At 67.3% G+C, this 14,704-nt stretch carries 17 protein-coding genes; 10 read left to right on the forward strand and 7 right to left on the reverse strand.

Annotated elements, in window-relative coordinates:
* Nucleotides 1-26: 26 nt before the first annotated feature.
* The gene (locus MRBLMD1_RS06270) at nt 27-227 is read right to left on the reverse strand and encodes a hypothetical protein (protein WP_159629526.1); all 201 of its coding nucleotides are present in this window, start codon (nt 225-227) and stop codon (nt 27-29) included.
* A 277-nt stretch (nt 228-504) separates the two neighbouring features.
* Between MRBLMD1_RS06270 and MRBLMD1_RS06275 the strand changes: the two genes are divergently transcribed.
* The 6 genes from MRBLMD1_RS06275 to MRBLMD1_RS06300 all read left to right on the forward strand — a co-directional run bounded on the left by MRBLMD1_RS06275 (nt 505) and on the right by MRBLMD1_RS06300 (nt 6,015).
* Nucleotides 505-1,317, forward strand: a complete 813-nt coding sequence (locus MRBLMD1_RS06275; protein WP_364398261.1) for a hypothetical protein — start codon at nt 505-507, stop codon at nt 1,315-1,317.
* A gap of 105 nt (nt 1,318-1,422) precedes the next feature.
* On the forward strand, nt 1,423-2,178 hold the full coding sequence (locus tag MRBLMD1_RS06280; protein WP_364398263.1) for a class F sortase: 756 nt from the start codon (nt 1,423-1,425) through the stop codon (nt 2,176-2,178).
* A gap of 66 nt (nt 2,179-2,244) precedes the next feature.
* Entirely contained in the window at nt 2,245-2,754 is a 510-nt protein-coding gene (locus MRBLMD1_RS06285; protein WP_224023842.1) for a universal stress protein, read from the forward strand.
* Nucleotides 2,755-3,052: 298 nt separating this feature from the next.
* Nucleotides 3,053-3,412 carry a metal-sensitive transcriptional regulator gene (locus MRBLMD1_RS06290; protein ID WP_364398265.1) on the forward strand — a complete coding sequence of 120 codons (360 nt, stop codon included), beginning with the start codon at nt 3,053-3,055 and terminating at the stop codon, nt 3,410-3,412.
* A gap of 52 nt (nt 3,413-3,464) precedes the next feature.
* On the forward strand, nt 3,465-3,704 hold the full coding sequence (locus MRBLMD1_RS06295) for a heavy-metal-associated domain-containing protein (RefSeq protein WP_364398267.1): 240 nt from the start codon (nt 3,465-3,467) through the stop codon (nt 3,702-3,704).
* Nucleotides 3,705-3,732: 28 nt separating this feature from the next.
* Nucleotides 3,733-6,015 (forward strand): heavy metal translocating P-type ATPase, encoded by a 2,283-nt coding sequence (locus MRBLMD1_RS06300; RefSeq protein WP_364398269.1) that lies wholly within the window; start codon nt 3,733-3,735, stop codon nt 6,013-6,015.
* 28 nt (nt 6,016-6,043) lie between these two features.
* Here MRBLMD1_RS06300 and MRBLMD1_RS06305 read toward each other — a convergent pair whose 3' ends face one another.
* Nucleotides 6,044-6,316, reverse strand: coding sequence for a DUF2277 domain-containing protein (locus MRBLMD1_RS06305; protein WP_224023850.1), 273 nt, complete (start codon nt 6,314-6,316; stop codon nt 6,044-6,046).
* Nucleotides 6,317-6,529: 213 nt separating this feature from the next.
* Between MRBLMD1_RS06305 and MRBLMD1_RS06310 the strand changes: the two genes are divergently transcribed.
* Entirely contained in the window at nt 6,530-6,793 is a 264-nt protein-coding gene (locus tag MRBLMD1_RS06310) for a WXG100 family type VII secretion target (protein WP_110545130.1), read from the forward strand.
* Between the two features lie 105 nt (nt 6,794-6,898).
* On the opposite strand, the gene MRBLMD1_RS06315 is transcribed toward MRBLMD1_RS06310, so the two are convergent.
* Entirely contained in the window at nt 6,899-7,927 is a 1,029-nt protein-coding gene (locus MRBLMD1_RS06315; RefSeq protein WP_364398272.1) for an EamA family transporter, read from the reverse strand.
* A gap of 71 nt (nt 7,928-7,998) precedes the next feature.
* Between MRBLMD1_RS06315 and MRBLMD1_RS06320 the strand changes: the two genes are divergently transcribed.
* Nucleotides 7,999-8,544, forward strand: coding sequence for a CGNR zinc finger domain-containing protein (locus MRBLMD1_RS06320; protein WP_159629508.1), 546 nt, complete (start codon nt 7,999-8,001; stop codon nt 8,542-8,544).
* 42 nt (nt 8,545-8,586) lie between these two features.
* Here MRBLMD1_RS06320 and MRBLMD1_RS06325 read toward each other — a convergent pair whose 3' ends face one another.
* The 3 genes from MRBLMD1_RS06325 to MRBLMD1_RS06335 form a co-directional block, all read right to left on the reverse strand.
* The gene (locus MRBLMD1_RS06325; RefSeq protein WP_275181675.1) at nt 8,587-8,964 is read right to left on the reverse strand and encodes a hypothetical protein; all 378 of its coding nucleotides are present in this window, start codon (nt 8,962-8,964) and stop codon (nt 8,587-8,589) included.
* A 99-nt stretch (nt 8,965-9,063) separates the two neighbouring features.
* A complete protein-coding gene (locus tag MRBLMD1_RS06330; RefSeq protein WP_159629504.1) occupies nt 9,064-9,654 on the reverse strand; it encodes a hypothetical protein in 591 nt (196 codons plus the stop codon).
* 67 nt (nt 9,655-9,721) lie between these two features.
* Nucleotides 9,722-11,074 carry an MATE family efflux transporter gene (locus tag MRBLMD1_RS06335; protein ID WP_364398275.1) on the reverse strand — a complete coding sequence of 451 codons (1,353 nt, stop codon included), beginning with the start codon at nt 11,072-11,074 and terminating at the stop codon, nt 9,722-9,724.
* A gap of 108 nt (nt 11,075-11,182) precedes the next feature.
* Between MRBLMD1_RS06335 and MRBLMD1_RS06340 the strand changes: the two genes are divergently transcribed.
* Entirely contained in the window at nt 11,183-11,620 is a 438-nt protein-coding gene (locus tag MRBLMD1_RS06340; protein WP_364398277.1) for a DoxX family protein, read from the forward strand.
* 132 nt (nt 11,621-11,752) lie between these two features.
* Nucleotides 11,753-12,769 carry an acyl-CoA thioesterase gene (locus MRBLMD1_RS06345; RefSeq protein ID WP_364398279.1) on the forward strand — a complete coding sequence of 339 codons (1,017 nt, stop codon included), beginning with the start codon at nt 11,753-11,755 and terminating at the stop codon, nt 12,767-12,769.
* Here the strand turns inward: MRBLMD1_RS06345 and dnaB are convergent.
* Nucleotides 12,766-14,151, reverse strand: a complete 1,386-nt coding sequence (gene dnaB, locus MRBLMD1_RS06350) for a replicative DNA helicase (protein ID WP_159629496.1) — start codon at nt 14,149-14,151, stop codon at nt 12,766-12,768. The two genes, MRBLMD1_RS06345 and dnaB, sit on opposite strands and share 4 nt — an antisense overlap.
* Between the last annotated feature and the right edge of the window lie 553 nt (nt 14,152-14,704).

The following is a 14,704-nucleotide window of genomic DNA, read 5'->3' on the forward strand; positions in this document are numbered from 1 at the left end:
GCTCCCGAACTGCCGGCGGTCGGGGGTCAGTCCACGAATTCCGACTGGGTCTCGATGAAGTCCCAGTCCGCGGCAGTCAGTACAGCAGCGGGGTTGCCGGGGTGCGGACCGCCCGCCTCTGCGATCCCCTGGAGCACCGGAAGCGGCAGTTCCTCTGAATGGAGGTTTTGGCGCAGCCACTCCTTGCTGGCGAGGTCCAGGTCCAGCCACCACATGAAGATTTCCACGATTCCCCTCCTTGCTTCACTTAAAACGTTAGGCGCGGCCCACGCGGCGGACAAGGTCCCGGCGCGGAAGCAGGTGGCGCAGGCCGGCTTTAGGGTACTGGCAGGTAACTTGGCCGGCCTGCCCCGGTGAAAGACAAGTACCCCCTACTGGCGACTGCCCCGGGAGGCGCCCTTAGCCTGAAATCTCAAAGCAAGCTGACCGTGCTGCTGGGGCATACGGCGCCACCGCTGGCCGTCCCCCGCCACGGTCCGTTTCACGCACATATGGGGAGAAGACATGAAACGCACCTTAGCCACACTGGGGGTGGTTGGGCTCGGCCTGATCAGCCTCACAGCGCCTGCCATGGCCGCGGGAGAGAAAGTCACCGTTTGCCACAGCGACGGCAGCACCTGGGCACCTTTGGAATTCAGCATCAATGGGCTTGGCGGCCACGACCAGCATCCGCTGGACATCATTCCGCCGACGTCCAAATCGCCGGGCAAGAACTGGACCAGCGCCGGAAAGGCGCTCTACGTCGCCAAGTGCGCCCCGCTGCCGCCCGGCGAGGTGCTCGATCCCGTGGATCCGCCGGTCGTCGTCGACCCTCCCGTGGTCACACCGCCCGTCGTTACCCCGCCCGCCGTCGTCGACCCTCCCGTGGTCACACCGCCCGTCGTTACCCCGCCCGCCGTCGTCGACCCTCCCGTGGTCACGCCGCCAGCTGGGCAACCGCCAGCGGTGACTCCCCCGCCCAACGAAACGCCCGTCGTCGTCGACCAGCCTGTGGAACAACCCGCGGTGCAGCCTCCGGCGGAGAGCCCTGTTGCGGAAACCCCTGCGGTGGTGCCACCGGCCGCGGTGGCACCGGCAGCGGTGGCACCGGCAGCCGTACCCGCCCAGGCAACCCCTGCCCAGCAGGCCGCCGCTCCCAAGGCAGCCCCCGCCGCAGCGGCCGCCAGCGTGGGAACCAACCAGGGCTACAACGCCCAGACGGCTGTGGGCGCCGCTGACGGCGCGCCCGGCTGGCTTGCAGGTGTGGGAGCGCTGGCTGCCGCAGGAGCAGCAGTGGCAGTACGCCGCCGGCCACGCCCACTGCACACCGCCGGCTAGCCCGCCATCCGCCACTTCCCGTGGCTTCCCGACAAGGAAGGCGTCCTGCCAGTGCCCGGCAGGGCGCCTTCCTTCCTTTCCACCGACCACCCGTGAGGAAATGCCATGCCACAGGACCGACGCCGGCACGCAGCGCCAGGGCGACGCATCGCCACCTGGCAGCGGTGGAACAGGGGCGATCTGGCCATCCTTTGCTGCGGCGTCCTCACCTTCCTGTCGTTTACGGCGGGCGCACCCCTCTTCCACGAGGCACCCGTAATGACCGTCCCCGGCATCTCCACTTCGACTCCCGGCGTCCGCGCCGCCGCGGCGCCTGCCGGGGCAGCGGCCCCGATGGCGGAAACCGGTGTGCCACAGCCGGCAGCGGCGGCCGCCCAGGCTCCGGCCCGTCCGGCGGCGGCAACACCTGCCCTTCCCCCGGCTGCCCAGCCAACCCATATCCGTTACCCGGCCGCCGCCTTTGACGTAGCCGTCCAACCCCTGGACCTGGACGGAGAAGCCCAGGCCAGCCGCACCATAGAACCCCCTGCCACCAAGGACGGGTACTGGCTCACGGCCTTCGGCACCCCCGGGAAGGGCTCCGGCAACACCACCTACGTCATCGGCCACAGCTGGGAGGGCGCGGACGCCCCGTTCAACCACCTCAGTTCCGCCGCGGCCATTGGCGACCTGCTTGATGTCCAGACTCCGGCCGGAACCATCAGCTACCGCGTGGACAGCGTCACGACCTACCTGAAGACCGGCCTCAAGGACAGCCCGGTCTGGGACATGGTGCCCAACCGGCTGGTCCTCATCAGCTGCTACACGGAAGATCCGTGGGGCAGGAACGTGGTTGTCACCGCCTACCCCGCAGTTCCCTAGCTCCGGGACCTGCCCGGGCCTAACGCACCTGTTCAGGCGGCCTTGGGCGGGCGGACAATGGGCAGCATGACGTGGGAACATTTCGACGGGGCCCCGCTGCTGGTGGGGATCATGCCCAAACAGCACCCGGAGGTCATCCAGACCGCGGCCACCCTGGCTGCCCGGCTGGGCGCCCCCTTGGTCTGCGCGTACGTGGACGAAGCCAGCTACCTCGTGGAGTGGGATCCGGCTCGTTCCGCCCACCGCCTTTCCCGGCACCCGGACGCTGATGACGACATGCTGGAACTCGCAACGGAGCTCAAAGCACAGGTTCAGGCCACCGTGGACAAGCTGCCCGGTGGCAGCCCCCCTGACTGGTCCTTCCGCACCCTTACGGGAGACGCAGCCCGTGCGCTGGGACAGCTGGCCGCGGAAGTGGATGCCCCCATGATCATCGTGGGAACCTCGGAACGTGGATTGTCCCATCGCCTCTCCGAGGCTTTGGGTGGGTCCGTTGGGGCGTGGCTCAGCCACCATCAAAGCCGGCCGGTGCTGGTGGTTCCCTACCGGATGCCCGCCCATGAGGACCGGCCATGACCGGCGCATCCAGGGCAAAATGCCTCCGTTCCGGGCGTGATTAAAGTAAAGCGAAAGTAGTTATTCTCGGTGCTGGCGCAGTCCCGTACCAGCCAGTAAGCTGATTCAAGCAAGGCCGATCCACCCAGGTGGAAGCCGGAATTGCCCAAGAGCTGCTCCGGAGTGCGTATCCCCCAATAACGCACTCCGGAGCTTTTTTGTGCCCTGACGGACCGGGCCTTCCGCGCGCCGCGGCACTTCTGCAGATACCCCCAGGGGGTACTTGCATAGATACCCCCATGGGGTATATGTTGGCTCCATGAACGCTACCGAAGAAGCCCTTGCGGCGGCCGAACAGCCGGCTGCGGAGGATGATGCTGCCCCACAGCACGGGTACACGGGAAACAAGGACGCGTACCTGCGCCGCCTGAAGCGCATTGAGGGCCAGGTGCGGGGCATTGCCCGGATGGTGGATGAGGACAAGTACTGCATCGACATCCTGACCCAGGTTGCCGCCGTCACCAAGGCCCTGCACGCCGTCAGCCTTGGGCTGGTCGAGGAACACATCGGCCACTGCGTGGTGGGGGCGGCCTCCGAGCCGGACCCCGACGCACGCGCAGAAGCCATCGATGCCAAGGTAAAGGAAGCTGCCGACGCCATCGGCCGGCTGCTTCGCTGACACACCCCCACACCAACCCGGCCACCGCCGGCACCACATGAAGGAGCAAGCCATGAGCACCACCTCACCCACCACCACAACCATCAGCGTCTCGGGCATGACCTGCGGACACTGCGTGTCGGCAGTCAGCGAAGAACTCGAAGCCATCGACGGCGTTGAAGCAGTGGCCGTGGACCTGAACGCCGGCGGCATCTCCACCGTGACCATCACTTCAGGCAAGGAACTCTCCCCCGCGGAAATTGGCGAAGCCGTAGCCGAAGCCGGCTACCTGATGGTTGCCAACGAAGCCTAGAAACCCTTCCACCACCGGAAAGCTGACAATGAGCCACCAGGAACTGCTCCACCCGCCGGGCACCCGCGTCGTCGAACTCGACATCGAAGGGATGACCTGCGCGTCCTGCGTCAACCGCGTGGAAAAGAAGCTCGGCAAGCTCGACGGAGTGGCCGCAACCGTCAACCTGCCACTTGAGTCGGCCTACGTCACGGTCCCGGACGGCGTCACCGACGAGCAGCTGGTGGATACGGTCAACGCCGCCGGCTACAAGGCCCGGGTACGCCAGCAGCGCCCCGCAGGCCCGGAAGCCGGCACCGCGGCTGAGCCCGCTGCAATCCCTGCGTCCCTGCTCCGCCCGCGCCTCATTCTGGCCGCAGTCCTGACCGTCCCGGTGTTCCTGGTCAGCATGGTCCCGGCATTCCAGTTCGCCAACTGGGGCTGGGTGGCGGCGGTGCTGGCGCTGCCGGTGGTCACGTGGGCCGCGTGGCCCTTCCACCGCGCGGCCGCCATCAACGCGCGGCACTTCGCCTCCACCATGGACACCCTGGTGTCCCTCGGGGTGGCCTCGGCGTACCTGTTCTCGGCCTGGCAGCTGCTGGCGGATCCACGCATGACTGAGCACCCTGGCATGGAGGGCATGTCCGGCGGCCTGTACTTCGAGGTGGCGGCCGTTGTCACCACCTTCCTGCTCCTGGGCCGGTACCTGGAGGCCAATGCCAAGCAGAAGGCCGGTGACGCCCTCCAGGCACTGCTGAACCTGGGCGCCAAGGATGCCACAGTCCTGCGCAACGGCAAGGAAGAGAGGATCCCCGCCGACCTGCTGCAGGTGGGCGACGTCCTGGTGGTCCGCCCGGGAGAGAAGATCGCCACAGATGGCGTGGTGGTGGACGGCGCCTCGGCCGTTGATGCCTCGCTGGTGACGGGTGAATCAGTCCCCGTGGAGGTGGGGCCGGACAGCCGTGTCACCGGCGCCACCATCAACACGTCCGGCCGCCTGCTGGTCCGGGCTGCCCGGGTTGGTTCCGAAACCACCCTTGCCCAGATGGCGCGGCTGGTGTCGCAGGCCCAGACCGGGAAGGCGCCCATCGCGCGGCTCGCCGACCGGATCAGTGCGGTCTTCGTGCCGGTGGTCCTGGCACTGGCGGTCGTGACGTTCGTGCTTTGGCTCCTCCTCGCCGGCCCGGCCGCTGATGGCGACCACCTTCGGCAGGCCTTTACGGCCGCCGTCGCCGTGCTTGTCATTGCCTGCCCCTGCGCACTGGGCCTGGCCACGCCGGTAGGCCTGCTGACGGGCACCGGCCGCGGCGCGCAGCTGGGCATCCTGATCAAGGGCCCGCAGGTCCTGGAGGACACCCGCACCGTGGACACCATCCTGCTGGACAAGACAGGCACGGTCACCACCGGCGTCCTGGCCGTGGACGCCACGGCAGCCTTCACCGGTTTCCAGGACGAGGCCGTCCTCCGGCTTGCCGGAGCCGTCGAGGCAGCCTCCGAGCACCCGGTGGCCCGCGCCATCGCTGCCGCAGCTCCCGCGGTCCCGTCCACGGGCGCCACGGCCGACGCCGGCACGTTGCCATCCGTGCAGGGTTTCAGTTCCGCGCCGGGCGGCGGAGTGTCGGGAAGCGTTGAGGGCATGGCCGTGATGGCCGGGCGGCGCGGCTGGCTAAAGCAGAACGGGATCATTCTGGACGCCGCCCAGCTGGCCACGCTCGCATCGGCGGAAGAGGGCGGCGCAACGGCCATCTGCGTCGCCGTGGACGGGAAAGCCGCCGGAATCATCAGCCTCAGGGACACGGTCAAGGCGGGGTCCGCGGCCGCCGTCGACCGGCTGAAGGCACTGGGCCTGCGGCCCATCCTGCTGACCGGTGACAACGCCGCCGTGGCCGCCCGGGTGGCTGCCGCCGTCGGCATCGCTCCGGACGATGTCTACGCCGGCGTCCTGCCGGAAGGAAAGGTCGAGGCAGTACGGAAGCTCCAGGCCGGCGGTGCCACGGTGGCCATGGCCGGGGACGGCGTCAATGACGCTGCGGCGCTGGCGCAGGCCGACCTGGGAATTGCGATGGGATCGGGCACGGATGTGGCCATCGAAGCCGCGGACCTGACGGTGATGGGCAACGACCTCGCCCAGGTGGCGCAGGCCATTGAGCTGTCCCGGAAGACCCTGGGCACCATCAAGACCAACTTGTTCTGGGCGTTCTTCTACAACGCGGTGGGTATCCCGGTGGCCGCCCTGGGGCTGCTCAACCCGATGATCGCCGGCGCCGCCATGGCCGCCAGCTCGGTCCTGGTGGTGACCAACTCGCTGCGGCTGCGGAGCTTCGGCAAGTAGCCGCAGTCCCGGCGCTGCGGGCGGGGGCTTAGGCCGCGCCGTACCGCACCGCGGCACGCGCCTTGGCCTTGGCCGCCTCCGCCTCCCTGTCCTTGGGCGGGGCCTGCGTCACCAGCGCATCCAGCAGATGCTGCGTGATGTGCGCGATCTCATGCACGGCGTCGTCAAAGGCCTCCTGGTTGGCCTTTGACGGCTTGGTGCTGCCGCTGATCTTGCGGACATACTGCAGTGCGGCCGCATGCACTTCCTCGGATGTGGCGTGTGGCTCGAAGTTGTGGAGGGTTCGGATATTCCGGCACATACCGCCATGCTAGGCTCTTCCAACGCCTGGGATCGACCCCTTTTTTCATGGTCTCCACCCGGCGTCCATGGGGAGCCCGGCATGGGCAGGGCTGCCCATCGACACTGTTTGGGGGCCCGGGATAGGTTTTAGGCAATGGATCTTCCGGATGAGCCGGGGGGCCGCTGGGGATGCCGATCTGGTTCGGATCCACAACCTAACAAGGAGAAACTGATGGCTATTTGGGGTGCAGACGTTGAGCAGCTTCGCCAGCTCGGCAGCAAGCTTCAGGCAGGGGCGTCCGAGATCGAGACGCAGAAGTCCACTCTCACCAAGGTTCTGAGCAGCACCAACTGGGAAGGCCCGGACGCAACCAAGTTCCGCAACGAGTGGTCCGGTACCCACACCGCGATGCTCACCAAGGTTGCCGAGGCACTGAAGGAAGCCGGCTCGCAGGCCAAGCGCAACGCTGAAGAGCAGAGCCAGGCCTCCCACTAGGCTTACCGCCGCTGGCGGGGGCAGGGACACCAACCGGTGTCCCTGCCCTTTTTTGTTGCATCTTTTGTTGGCGTCCGACGCCGGCGCCTGGCTGTGCAGGTCCGCCTAGGGGACGGGTTCGACGTCGTTCGCGTGTTCCAGGGGTGATGCCGGAACCCCGGCGCGCTCTCCGGCGGCGGCGGGGGCCCGCAGCTCATCCACCCGGACCAGGATGACTCCGCCGACAATCAGGACTCCGCCGAGGAGCTGGATGGCGCCGGGAAGTTCCCCGAGCAGCAGCCACGCCCACAGCACGGCGAACAGGACCTCGGTGAGCGACACGAAGGAGGCCACCTTGGAGCCGAGGGCCCGGGCGGCCATGATGCCCGAGGTGTATGCGAGTACGGTGGCGAGCACCACCAGCCCGGCCAGGGATACCCACCAGGGAGTGGTCCAGGGACCAAGCGTGGTGTCCGCGGTACTGTACGCCATGGGCAGCAGGCCGGTGGCGGCAGCGAGCCACATGACCGCCGCGCCCGTCAGGAGACCGCCGGATGCGAGCACGATGGGAGGCAGGGTGTCGTTTTCCCTGGCCGTGATGAAGAAGTAGATGGCCAGGCACACGGCCGCCGCCATCCCCCAGAGGACGCCCACCAGGTCCACTTTCACGGCTCCCGTGAGGTCAAGGACCAGCACCAGCCCGGCCAGGGACAGCAGTGTTCCGCCGGAGGTCAGCAGCCGGGGGCGCCGGCGGCTGGCCGCCCACAGCCACAGGACGATGATCACCGGGGCAAGGTACTCCAGCAGGAGTGCCACTCCCACGGACAACCGGGCCACCGCATTGAAGTAGAACAGCTGGCAGGCCGCGACCCCGATGAGCCCGAACAGCATGATGGTGAGCCAGTTGTCCCGCAGCTGGTTCCAGCGGCCCCTAAGCGCCCAGGCGGCGGGCAGGGCGAGGATCAGGGCGGCACCCGTCAGGCGGGCGGTGACGGCCGCCCCCGGCGACCAGCCGGTTTCCAGCAGTGACTTGGCGAACGATCCGGACAGGCCAAAGACTGCGGAAGAGAAGAGCGCGGTCCCAATTCCGGAGGCCAGGAAGCCGGGCCGCCCGGTGGGAAGCCCTGTGGTGGTGTGGTTGTTGGCGGCAGGCAACGTCGCCTCCTGTCAGGAGTAAAGTGGGGTAATGCCCATGACACTACGCCCGAGTGCTGTAAGGAGTCAACATGGTTTTCGCCCCTGACACTGAGGTGGCGCTGCGGACGGTGGTAAACCTCATCAATACCGCCGCGAATGGCAGGGAAGGACTGTCCTCGGTTGCGGACCTGGATGCCTTCCTGGCCGCTGAGGGGTTTTCCGGGGGACGGGCCCGGGATGCCGCGGAACTGGAGAGTGTGCGGCAGCTGCGCCGTGAACTGGCGGCGGTGTGGACAGCAGATGAGGATGCCGCCGTTGACACCGTCAACCGGCTCCTGCGGGACGCGAACGCACTGCCTCAGCTGATGAAGCACGACGGCTGGGACTGGCATCTGCATGCAACGGCACCGGAGGCTCCCCTGGCGGACCGGATGAGTACCGAGGCAGCCATGGCGCTGGCAGACGTGATCCGCGGCAAGGAGATGGAGCGGCTGCGCACCTGCGAATCCGACGACTGCGATGCCGCCGTGCTGGATCTGAGCCGCAACCGGTCAAAGCGGTATTGCGACACGGGAAACTGCGCCAACCGGGCCCACGTTGCGGCCTACCGGGCCAGGCAGGCGGCCGCGAACTAGCAGGCCGGCGCTGCCAGCGTTCCGTTGTGCGCCGGTGTGGCCCTAGCGCTGGGGTGTGCCGTCGGCGCCGTCGCCGGATGCCGGCGGGTTCTGGCTGCCCGGAGTACCGAAGCCGTGGCCGGATCCTCCGTGGGGGGATGCCTTGGGCGCCGAGCTCAGGTTCACGCCCGAACCCTTGCCCAGGTGTTCGGCGTTCTCCTTGTAGCTCATTGAGAGCATGGCCGCGATCACCAGGGTCACGATGAAAGCGATGCCGGCCGCCGTGAAGGCGAGGTCGAAGCGAGGCGCCCGGGCGCTTCCCCCGGAGGCGAAGATCAACACTGCAACGAAGGCGACGACGGCCCAGAAGGCCGAAAACATCAGCGGCCCCTTCACCGAGGTCCGCAGCTTGCGCGGTTTTCCTTGATGCTGGTCAGCCACGGTGGTTCCTCCCTGCAGGCGGCGCACGGCCGGCCTGGTGTACGAATTGCGGTTTCGCACCCGATTTTCTACAGAAAGTAGAAGGGCGCTCCTCCTAGTTTACGGCTTTCCTGCGCCGCCCCGGGCATCGTGCCGCAGGGTCAGGCCGGACAGCACCCAGAGGACCCCGGAAATAATCGCCCCTCCACCGGCCACGCCCAGCAGGGCGTGGGCGCCGAGGTTGATGAAGAACGGCAGCAGCACCGCTGTTCCAATCCCGATGATCCCGGACGCTATCCAGTCGCGTGCCAGGACGTGGCGGCCCCTGTGCTGCAGGCCGCAGGCCAGCTCGAGGACACCGGCCACCCCCAGGCCCAGGGCGGCAATCACCCCGAACAGCAGGTCGCTGTGCAGCAGGAGCACCGCAAAGCCTGCGCCGGCCAGGACGGCGCCGGCGGCGGAAAGCAGCTTGCCGGGGAGCGACTTCGGGGCAATCCCCGCGGCAGGGATGGCACGGAGGGAAACCACGCCGGTGGCCAGGAGATACAGGCCGCCGGCCCAGCCCATGACCTCCACGGAAGGCGAAGTCCAAAACACCGTCACGGCACCGAATGCCAGGGCAGCAGCCGAGCGCAGCAGGACCGGCTTCCAAAGGTCGTTACGGGGGGCAGTTCCCGGGGCAGCGCCCGCAGGGGTGGATGGTTGCGTCACCGGTCCAGTTTAGTGGGGGCTGCCGGAAGGTCGAACCGGCACTGCACCCACTTTGCCTGCACTCAATTCAGGCGGAACCCAGGACCATCCAACGGTCGGACCGGGCGCGCACGCCCAGCGTGAGTGCCCGCGCGGCCATGTATCCCACGCCAAAAGCGGCCCACAGCCAGCCCAGCCCTGCGGCGCCGGTGGCACCGGAGAATGCCACCCAGGCCAGCAGCGGCACGTAGATGGCGATGTTCACCAGCCCGGCGAGGGCGAGGTACCGGGCGTCGCCCGCGCCGATCAGCACCCCGTCCAGGACGAAGACGTAGCCGGCGATGGGCTGCCCGGCAGCCAGGACCCAGAGGGCGACCGTGAGCGCCGACTGCACCTGGGGATCCGGGGTGAACAGGGCTCCTGCCCAGGGGGCAACCACGGCCAGCAGCAGGCCGGTCACCACGCCGAACCCCGCGCCCCATCTGATCATGGTGCCGGTCAGAAGCCTGGCCCTGCCGGCATTCGAAGCACCCAGCTCCTTCCCGATGAGCGCCTGCGCGGCGATGGCCAGGGCATCCAGGGCGAACGCCAGGAAGGAAAAAATGGTCATGGCCAGCTGGTGGGCGGCGAGGTTGACCTCACCCTGGGCCGTCACCACCAGCACCGTGGCCAGGATGGCTGCCCGCAGGCTGAGCGTGCGCAGCATGAGCCAGGATCCGACGCGGGTCATGCTGCGGATCCCCCGCCAGCTGGGCAGCAGGCTTACGCCGTGGCGGAGGGCGTTCCGGCGGACCATCACCACATAGACCGCGGCCATGGCCCACTGGGCCACGCTGGTGCCGATCGCCGAACCGGTTACCGACAAGCCCAGGCCATAGACCAGCCACAGGTTCAACACAATGTTCACGCCGAATCCGGCCGTGGCCACCACCAGCGGAGTCCGGGTGTCCTGCAGCCCCCGCAGCACGCCGGTGCCGGCGAAGATCAGCAGCATCGCCACCAGGCCCGGCATGGACCAGCGGAAATAGTCGACGGCAAACGTGCGGGCACTGCCCTCCGCGCCCAGCAGGTCGATGAGCGGTTCGGCCGCGGCGAACCCGGCCACCGCCAGCAGTACGCCGAGGAGGGCTGCCAGCCACACGCCGTCGCGCCCCGCGGTCAGCGCCTTGCCCAGCTGCCCTTCGCCGATGGCGCGGGCCACGGCGGGTGTCGTGGAGTAGGCCAGGAAGACCATTAGTCCGACGGCGGTCTGCAGCACGGCTGATGCCAGCCCCACCCCCGCGAGCTGGGCGACGCCGAGATGCCCCACGATGGCAGAGTCCGCCAGCAGGAAAAGGGGTTCAGCCACCAGCGCCCCGAAGGCAGGGACGGCGAGGCGGAGAATTTCGCGGGCGGGGGCGCGGGTGCCGGCCGCGGCGGCAAGGGCAGGTTGTTGGGGCACGCTGCCAGCTTAACCGCGCCTGCGGCCGGACCGCCTCCGGCATGACAAATCCCACAACCAAGGCAACTTAGTTGACACTTCAACTATATATCGGGAACAGTGGAAGGCATGAACAAGCAAGCACTGACCACTACTGCCCTTGCCGCCCTCCGCATCATCCTTGGTTTTCTCTTCGCAGCCCACGGCTGGCAGAAGTTCAACGAATGGACCATCGCCGGCACCCAGGCTTCCTTCGCCAAGATGGGCATTCCGGCCGCCGACGTCATGGCGCCCGCCATTGCGGTCCTGGAACTTGCCGGCGGTATTGCCCTGATCCTGGGGATCCTCACCCGCGTGGTGGCCGCCCTCCTCGTCCTGGACATGCTGGGCGCCCTGTTCCTGGTGCACGCGCCTGCCGGCGTGTTCGCGGCAAACGGAGGCTACGAACTCGTGCTGCTGCTGGCCGCGGCATCCTTCGCCCTGGCCCTCACCGGAGCCGGCCGGCTCTCCCTGGACCGCGCCCTCTTCGGCGGCCGCCCGGAGTCCCGCCTGGCGGTCCTCGCCTAGCGGCTCCTGCATGACCGAACGACGGCGGCAAGGCACCCACGGCGCCCTGCCGCCGTCGGACTTTTAAGCTGCGCCTTGGCTTTGTTGCAGCGCCAACCGGCCGGTAACCGGGGCCGCCAGTAGGATCGCAGCATGACTGAGTCCGGCCGTCGCAACTCCGTAACCCTCCGCTTCCTCGCCGCTCCCACCGACGTGGGGCACAGCGGCTCGGTGGATGCCGGCACGGTGCTCGAGTGGGTGGACAAGGCCGCCTACGCCGCAGCGGTGGGGTGGGCCAAGTCCTACTGCGTGACTGCCTATGTGGGAAACATCCACTTTGCCGATCCCGTCAACAGCGGGGACATGGTGGAGGTGGAAGCGACCATCGTCTATACGGGCCGGTCCTCCATGCACATCCACACGGTGGTCTCTTCCGGGGACCCGAAAGGCGGCCCGGCCACAATGCGCAGCCAGTGCATGGTGATCTTCGTGGCGGTCGGGGCGGACGGCAAGCCCATCCCGGTGCAGCAGTTCGAACCCGCCACCCCTGCCGAGATCGAGCAACGCGACCACGCACTGGCCCGGATCAAGGTCCGCGAGCAGATTGTGGAAGCCATGAACCGGCAGGAATATACGGACGCCGGTACGGCCGAACGTGTAACGCTGCGCTTCATGGCCGCCCCTACCGATGTGAACTGGGGCGGCAAGGTGCACGGCGGCATCGTTATGAAGTGGATCGACGAAGCCGCGTACGTCTGCGCGTCCCGGTACTGCGGCCGGGACACCGTGGCGGTCTTCTCCGGCGGCGTGCGCTTCTACCGGCCCCTGCTGATTGGCCATGTTGTGGAGGTGGAGGCGAGGCTGGTCTACACCGGGACCAAGGGGATGCACATCGCGGTCCACGTCCGTTCCGGCGATCCGAAGGGCCGGGAGTTGAACCTCACCACCTATTGCCTCACCGTGATGGTGGCGCGCGACGACGAAGGCAACTCAGTGCCCGTCCCGGCATGGGTGCCGGTCAGCGAGGAAGACAAGCGGCTCCACGCCCACGCCCGCGAACTCCTGGAGATCCGGGGTACGGCCCCGGGGAACCGCCTGCCGAACCATCTTCTCGCCGCAGCGGGACCTGCCGGCAGCGCCGCGTCCCGCACCGGGAGCGAAGGCTCCTAGAAGCCGCCGCCACCGCCGGCGTCGCCCGCCATGTTGGCAAAGCGGGAGTAGTGGCCCTGGAACGCCACCACGATGTCCTTGGTGGGACCGTTACGGTGCTTGGCCACCAGGATGTCCGCCTCCCCGGCGCGGGGTGATTCCTTGTCATATACGTCTTCGCGGTGGAGCAGGATGACCATGTCGGCATCCTGCTCGATGGAACCGGACTCACGGAGGTCCGACACCATGGGGCGCTTGTCCTGGCGCTGTTCCGATCCACGGTTCAGCTGGGACAGGGCGATCACGGGAACCTGGAGTTCCTTGGCGAGGAGCTTCAGCGCACGCGAGAACTCGGAAACTTCCTGCTGGCGGGACTCCACCTTCTTACCCGAGCTCATGAGCTGCAGGTAGTCGAGGATAACCAGCTTGAGGTCATGCTGCTGCTTGAGGCGGCGGCACTTGGCCCGGATTTCCATCAAGGACATGTTGGGGCTGTCATCGATGAACAGCGGAGCATCGTTCATTCGGCCCATGGTGGTGGCAATCTTGGACCACTGCTCGTCCTTGATGGTTCCCTTGCGGAGGTCCTGGAGCCCAATGGTGGCTTCGGCGGACAAAAGGCGCATGGCGATCTCGTTCCGGCCCATTTCCAGGGAGAACATGACCGTGGAGAGGTTGTTCTTGATGGCCGCAGACCGGGCGAAGTCCAGGGCGAACGTTGACTTACCAACGGCGGGGCGTGCGGCGATGACGATCATCTGTCCGGGGTGGAGTCCGTGGGTCAGCTCGTCGAGTTCGTAGAACCCGGTAGGGACACCGGTCATGCCCTCCCCGCGGTGGCCGGACGCCTCAATTTCGTCCACCGTGGACTCCATGACGTCCTTCAGCACCACGTAGTCCTCGGCGGTGCGGCGTTCAGCCACGGCGTAAACCTCCGCCTGGGCCTGGTTGACCAGGTCCTCCACCTCGCCGTCGGAGCCGTAGCCCAGCTGGACGATCTTGGTGCCGGCGTTCACCAGGCGGCGAAGCACCGCACGTTCAGCGACGATCTCGGCGTAGTAGCCGGCGTTGGCTGCAGTAGGCACGGTCTGGATGAGCTCGTGCAGGTAGGCAGGGCCGCCGATCCTGTTGATCTCGGCACGCTTGGTCAGTTCATCGGATACCGTAACCGCGTCCGCGGGCTCCCCGCGGCCATAGAGGTCGATGATGGCCTCGTAGATGGTCTCGTGCGCCGGGCGGTAGAAGTCCTGGCCGCGGAGGATTTCAACAACATCCGCGATGGCGTCCTTGGACAGCATCATGCCGCCAAGAACCGACTGTTCGGCGGCGATGTCCTGCGGCGGCTTCCGGCTCGCGTCCGATCCACGGGTTGCCTCAACAGGGTCCAGATGCGCGATTGACAAAGCTGCCGTCCTCCATTTGTACCGGGCGTGCGGCCCGGTGGTCCATCCTGTTCACGGCCTCCGACAACCGGATCCGCCACTCATCCAGGTCTACCCGCAGGCCCTGACAATCAAGCTCCGGGGTCCGGAAACCAGCTCCGGGCCGGAGTTATCCCCAATATCCACAGCTTTTCCACAGAGAGACGTGGGAGGCGGCGCAAAGGCCCCCGAAAACCGAACCAGGGGACCCTGTTTCGACTGTGGAGAACAGGTACCCCGCTACGCTAGCCGCCACGGCGCCACCCGCAAAGCCAGCATGCCGCAGACCCTGTGGATAACCTGTGCAGTATGCGGCATAGCTTGTGCACAGCCTGTGGGGAACTCTGTGGATACAAAACTTTTTTGGCCCACTTTCAGCGTCTGACCTGCGGAAACAGGAGGGCTTGCTTGTGGAGTAAATATTTCCTCCAAGGAATTTCATCCACAGGCGCTGAAGGGGATGTGCAGCGGCAGGAGGGCTGCAGGGTCCCCGGAGCGTCCCTCTCCGCAGGCCCGTGGTGCTCCTCATATTCCG

Origin of the sequence: Pseudarthrobacter sp. LMD1-1-1.1, assembly GCF_040676255.1 — a bacterium.
Classification (GTDB): Bacteria; Actinomycetota; Actinomycetes; order Actinomycetales; family Micrococcaceae; genus Arthrobacter.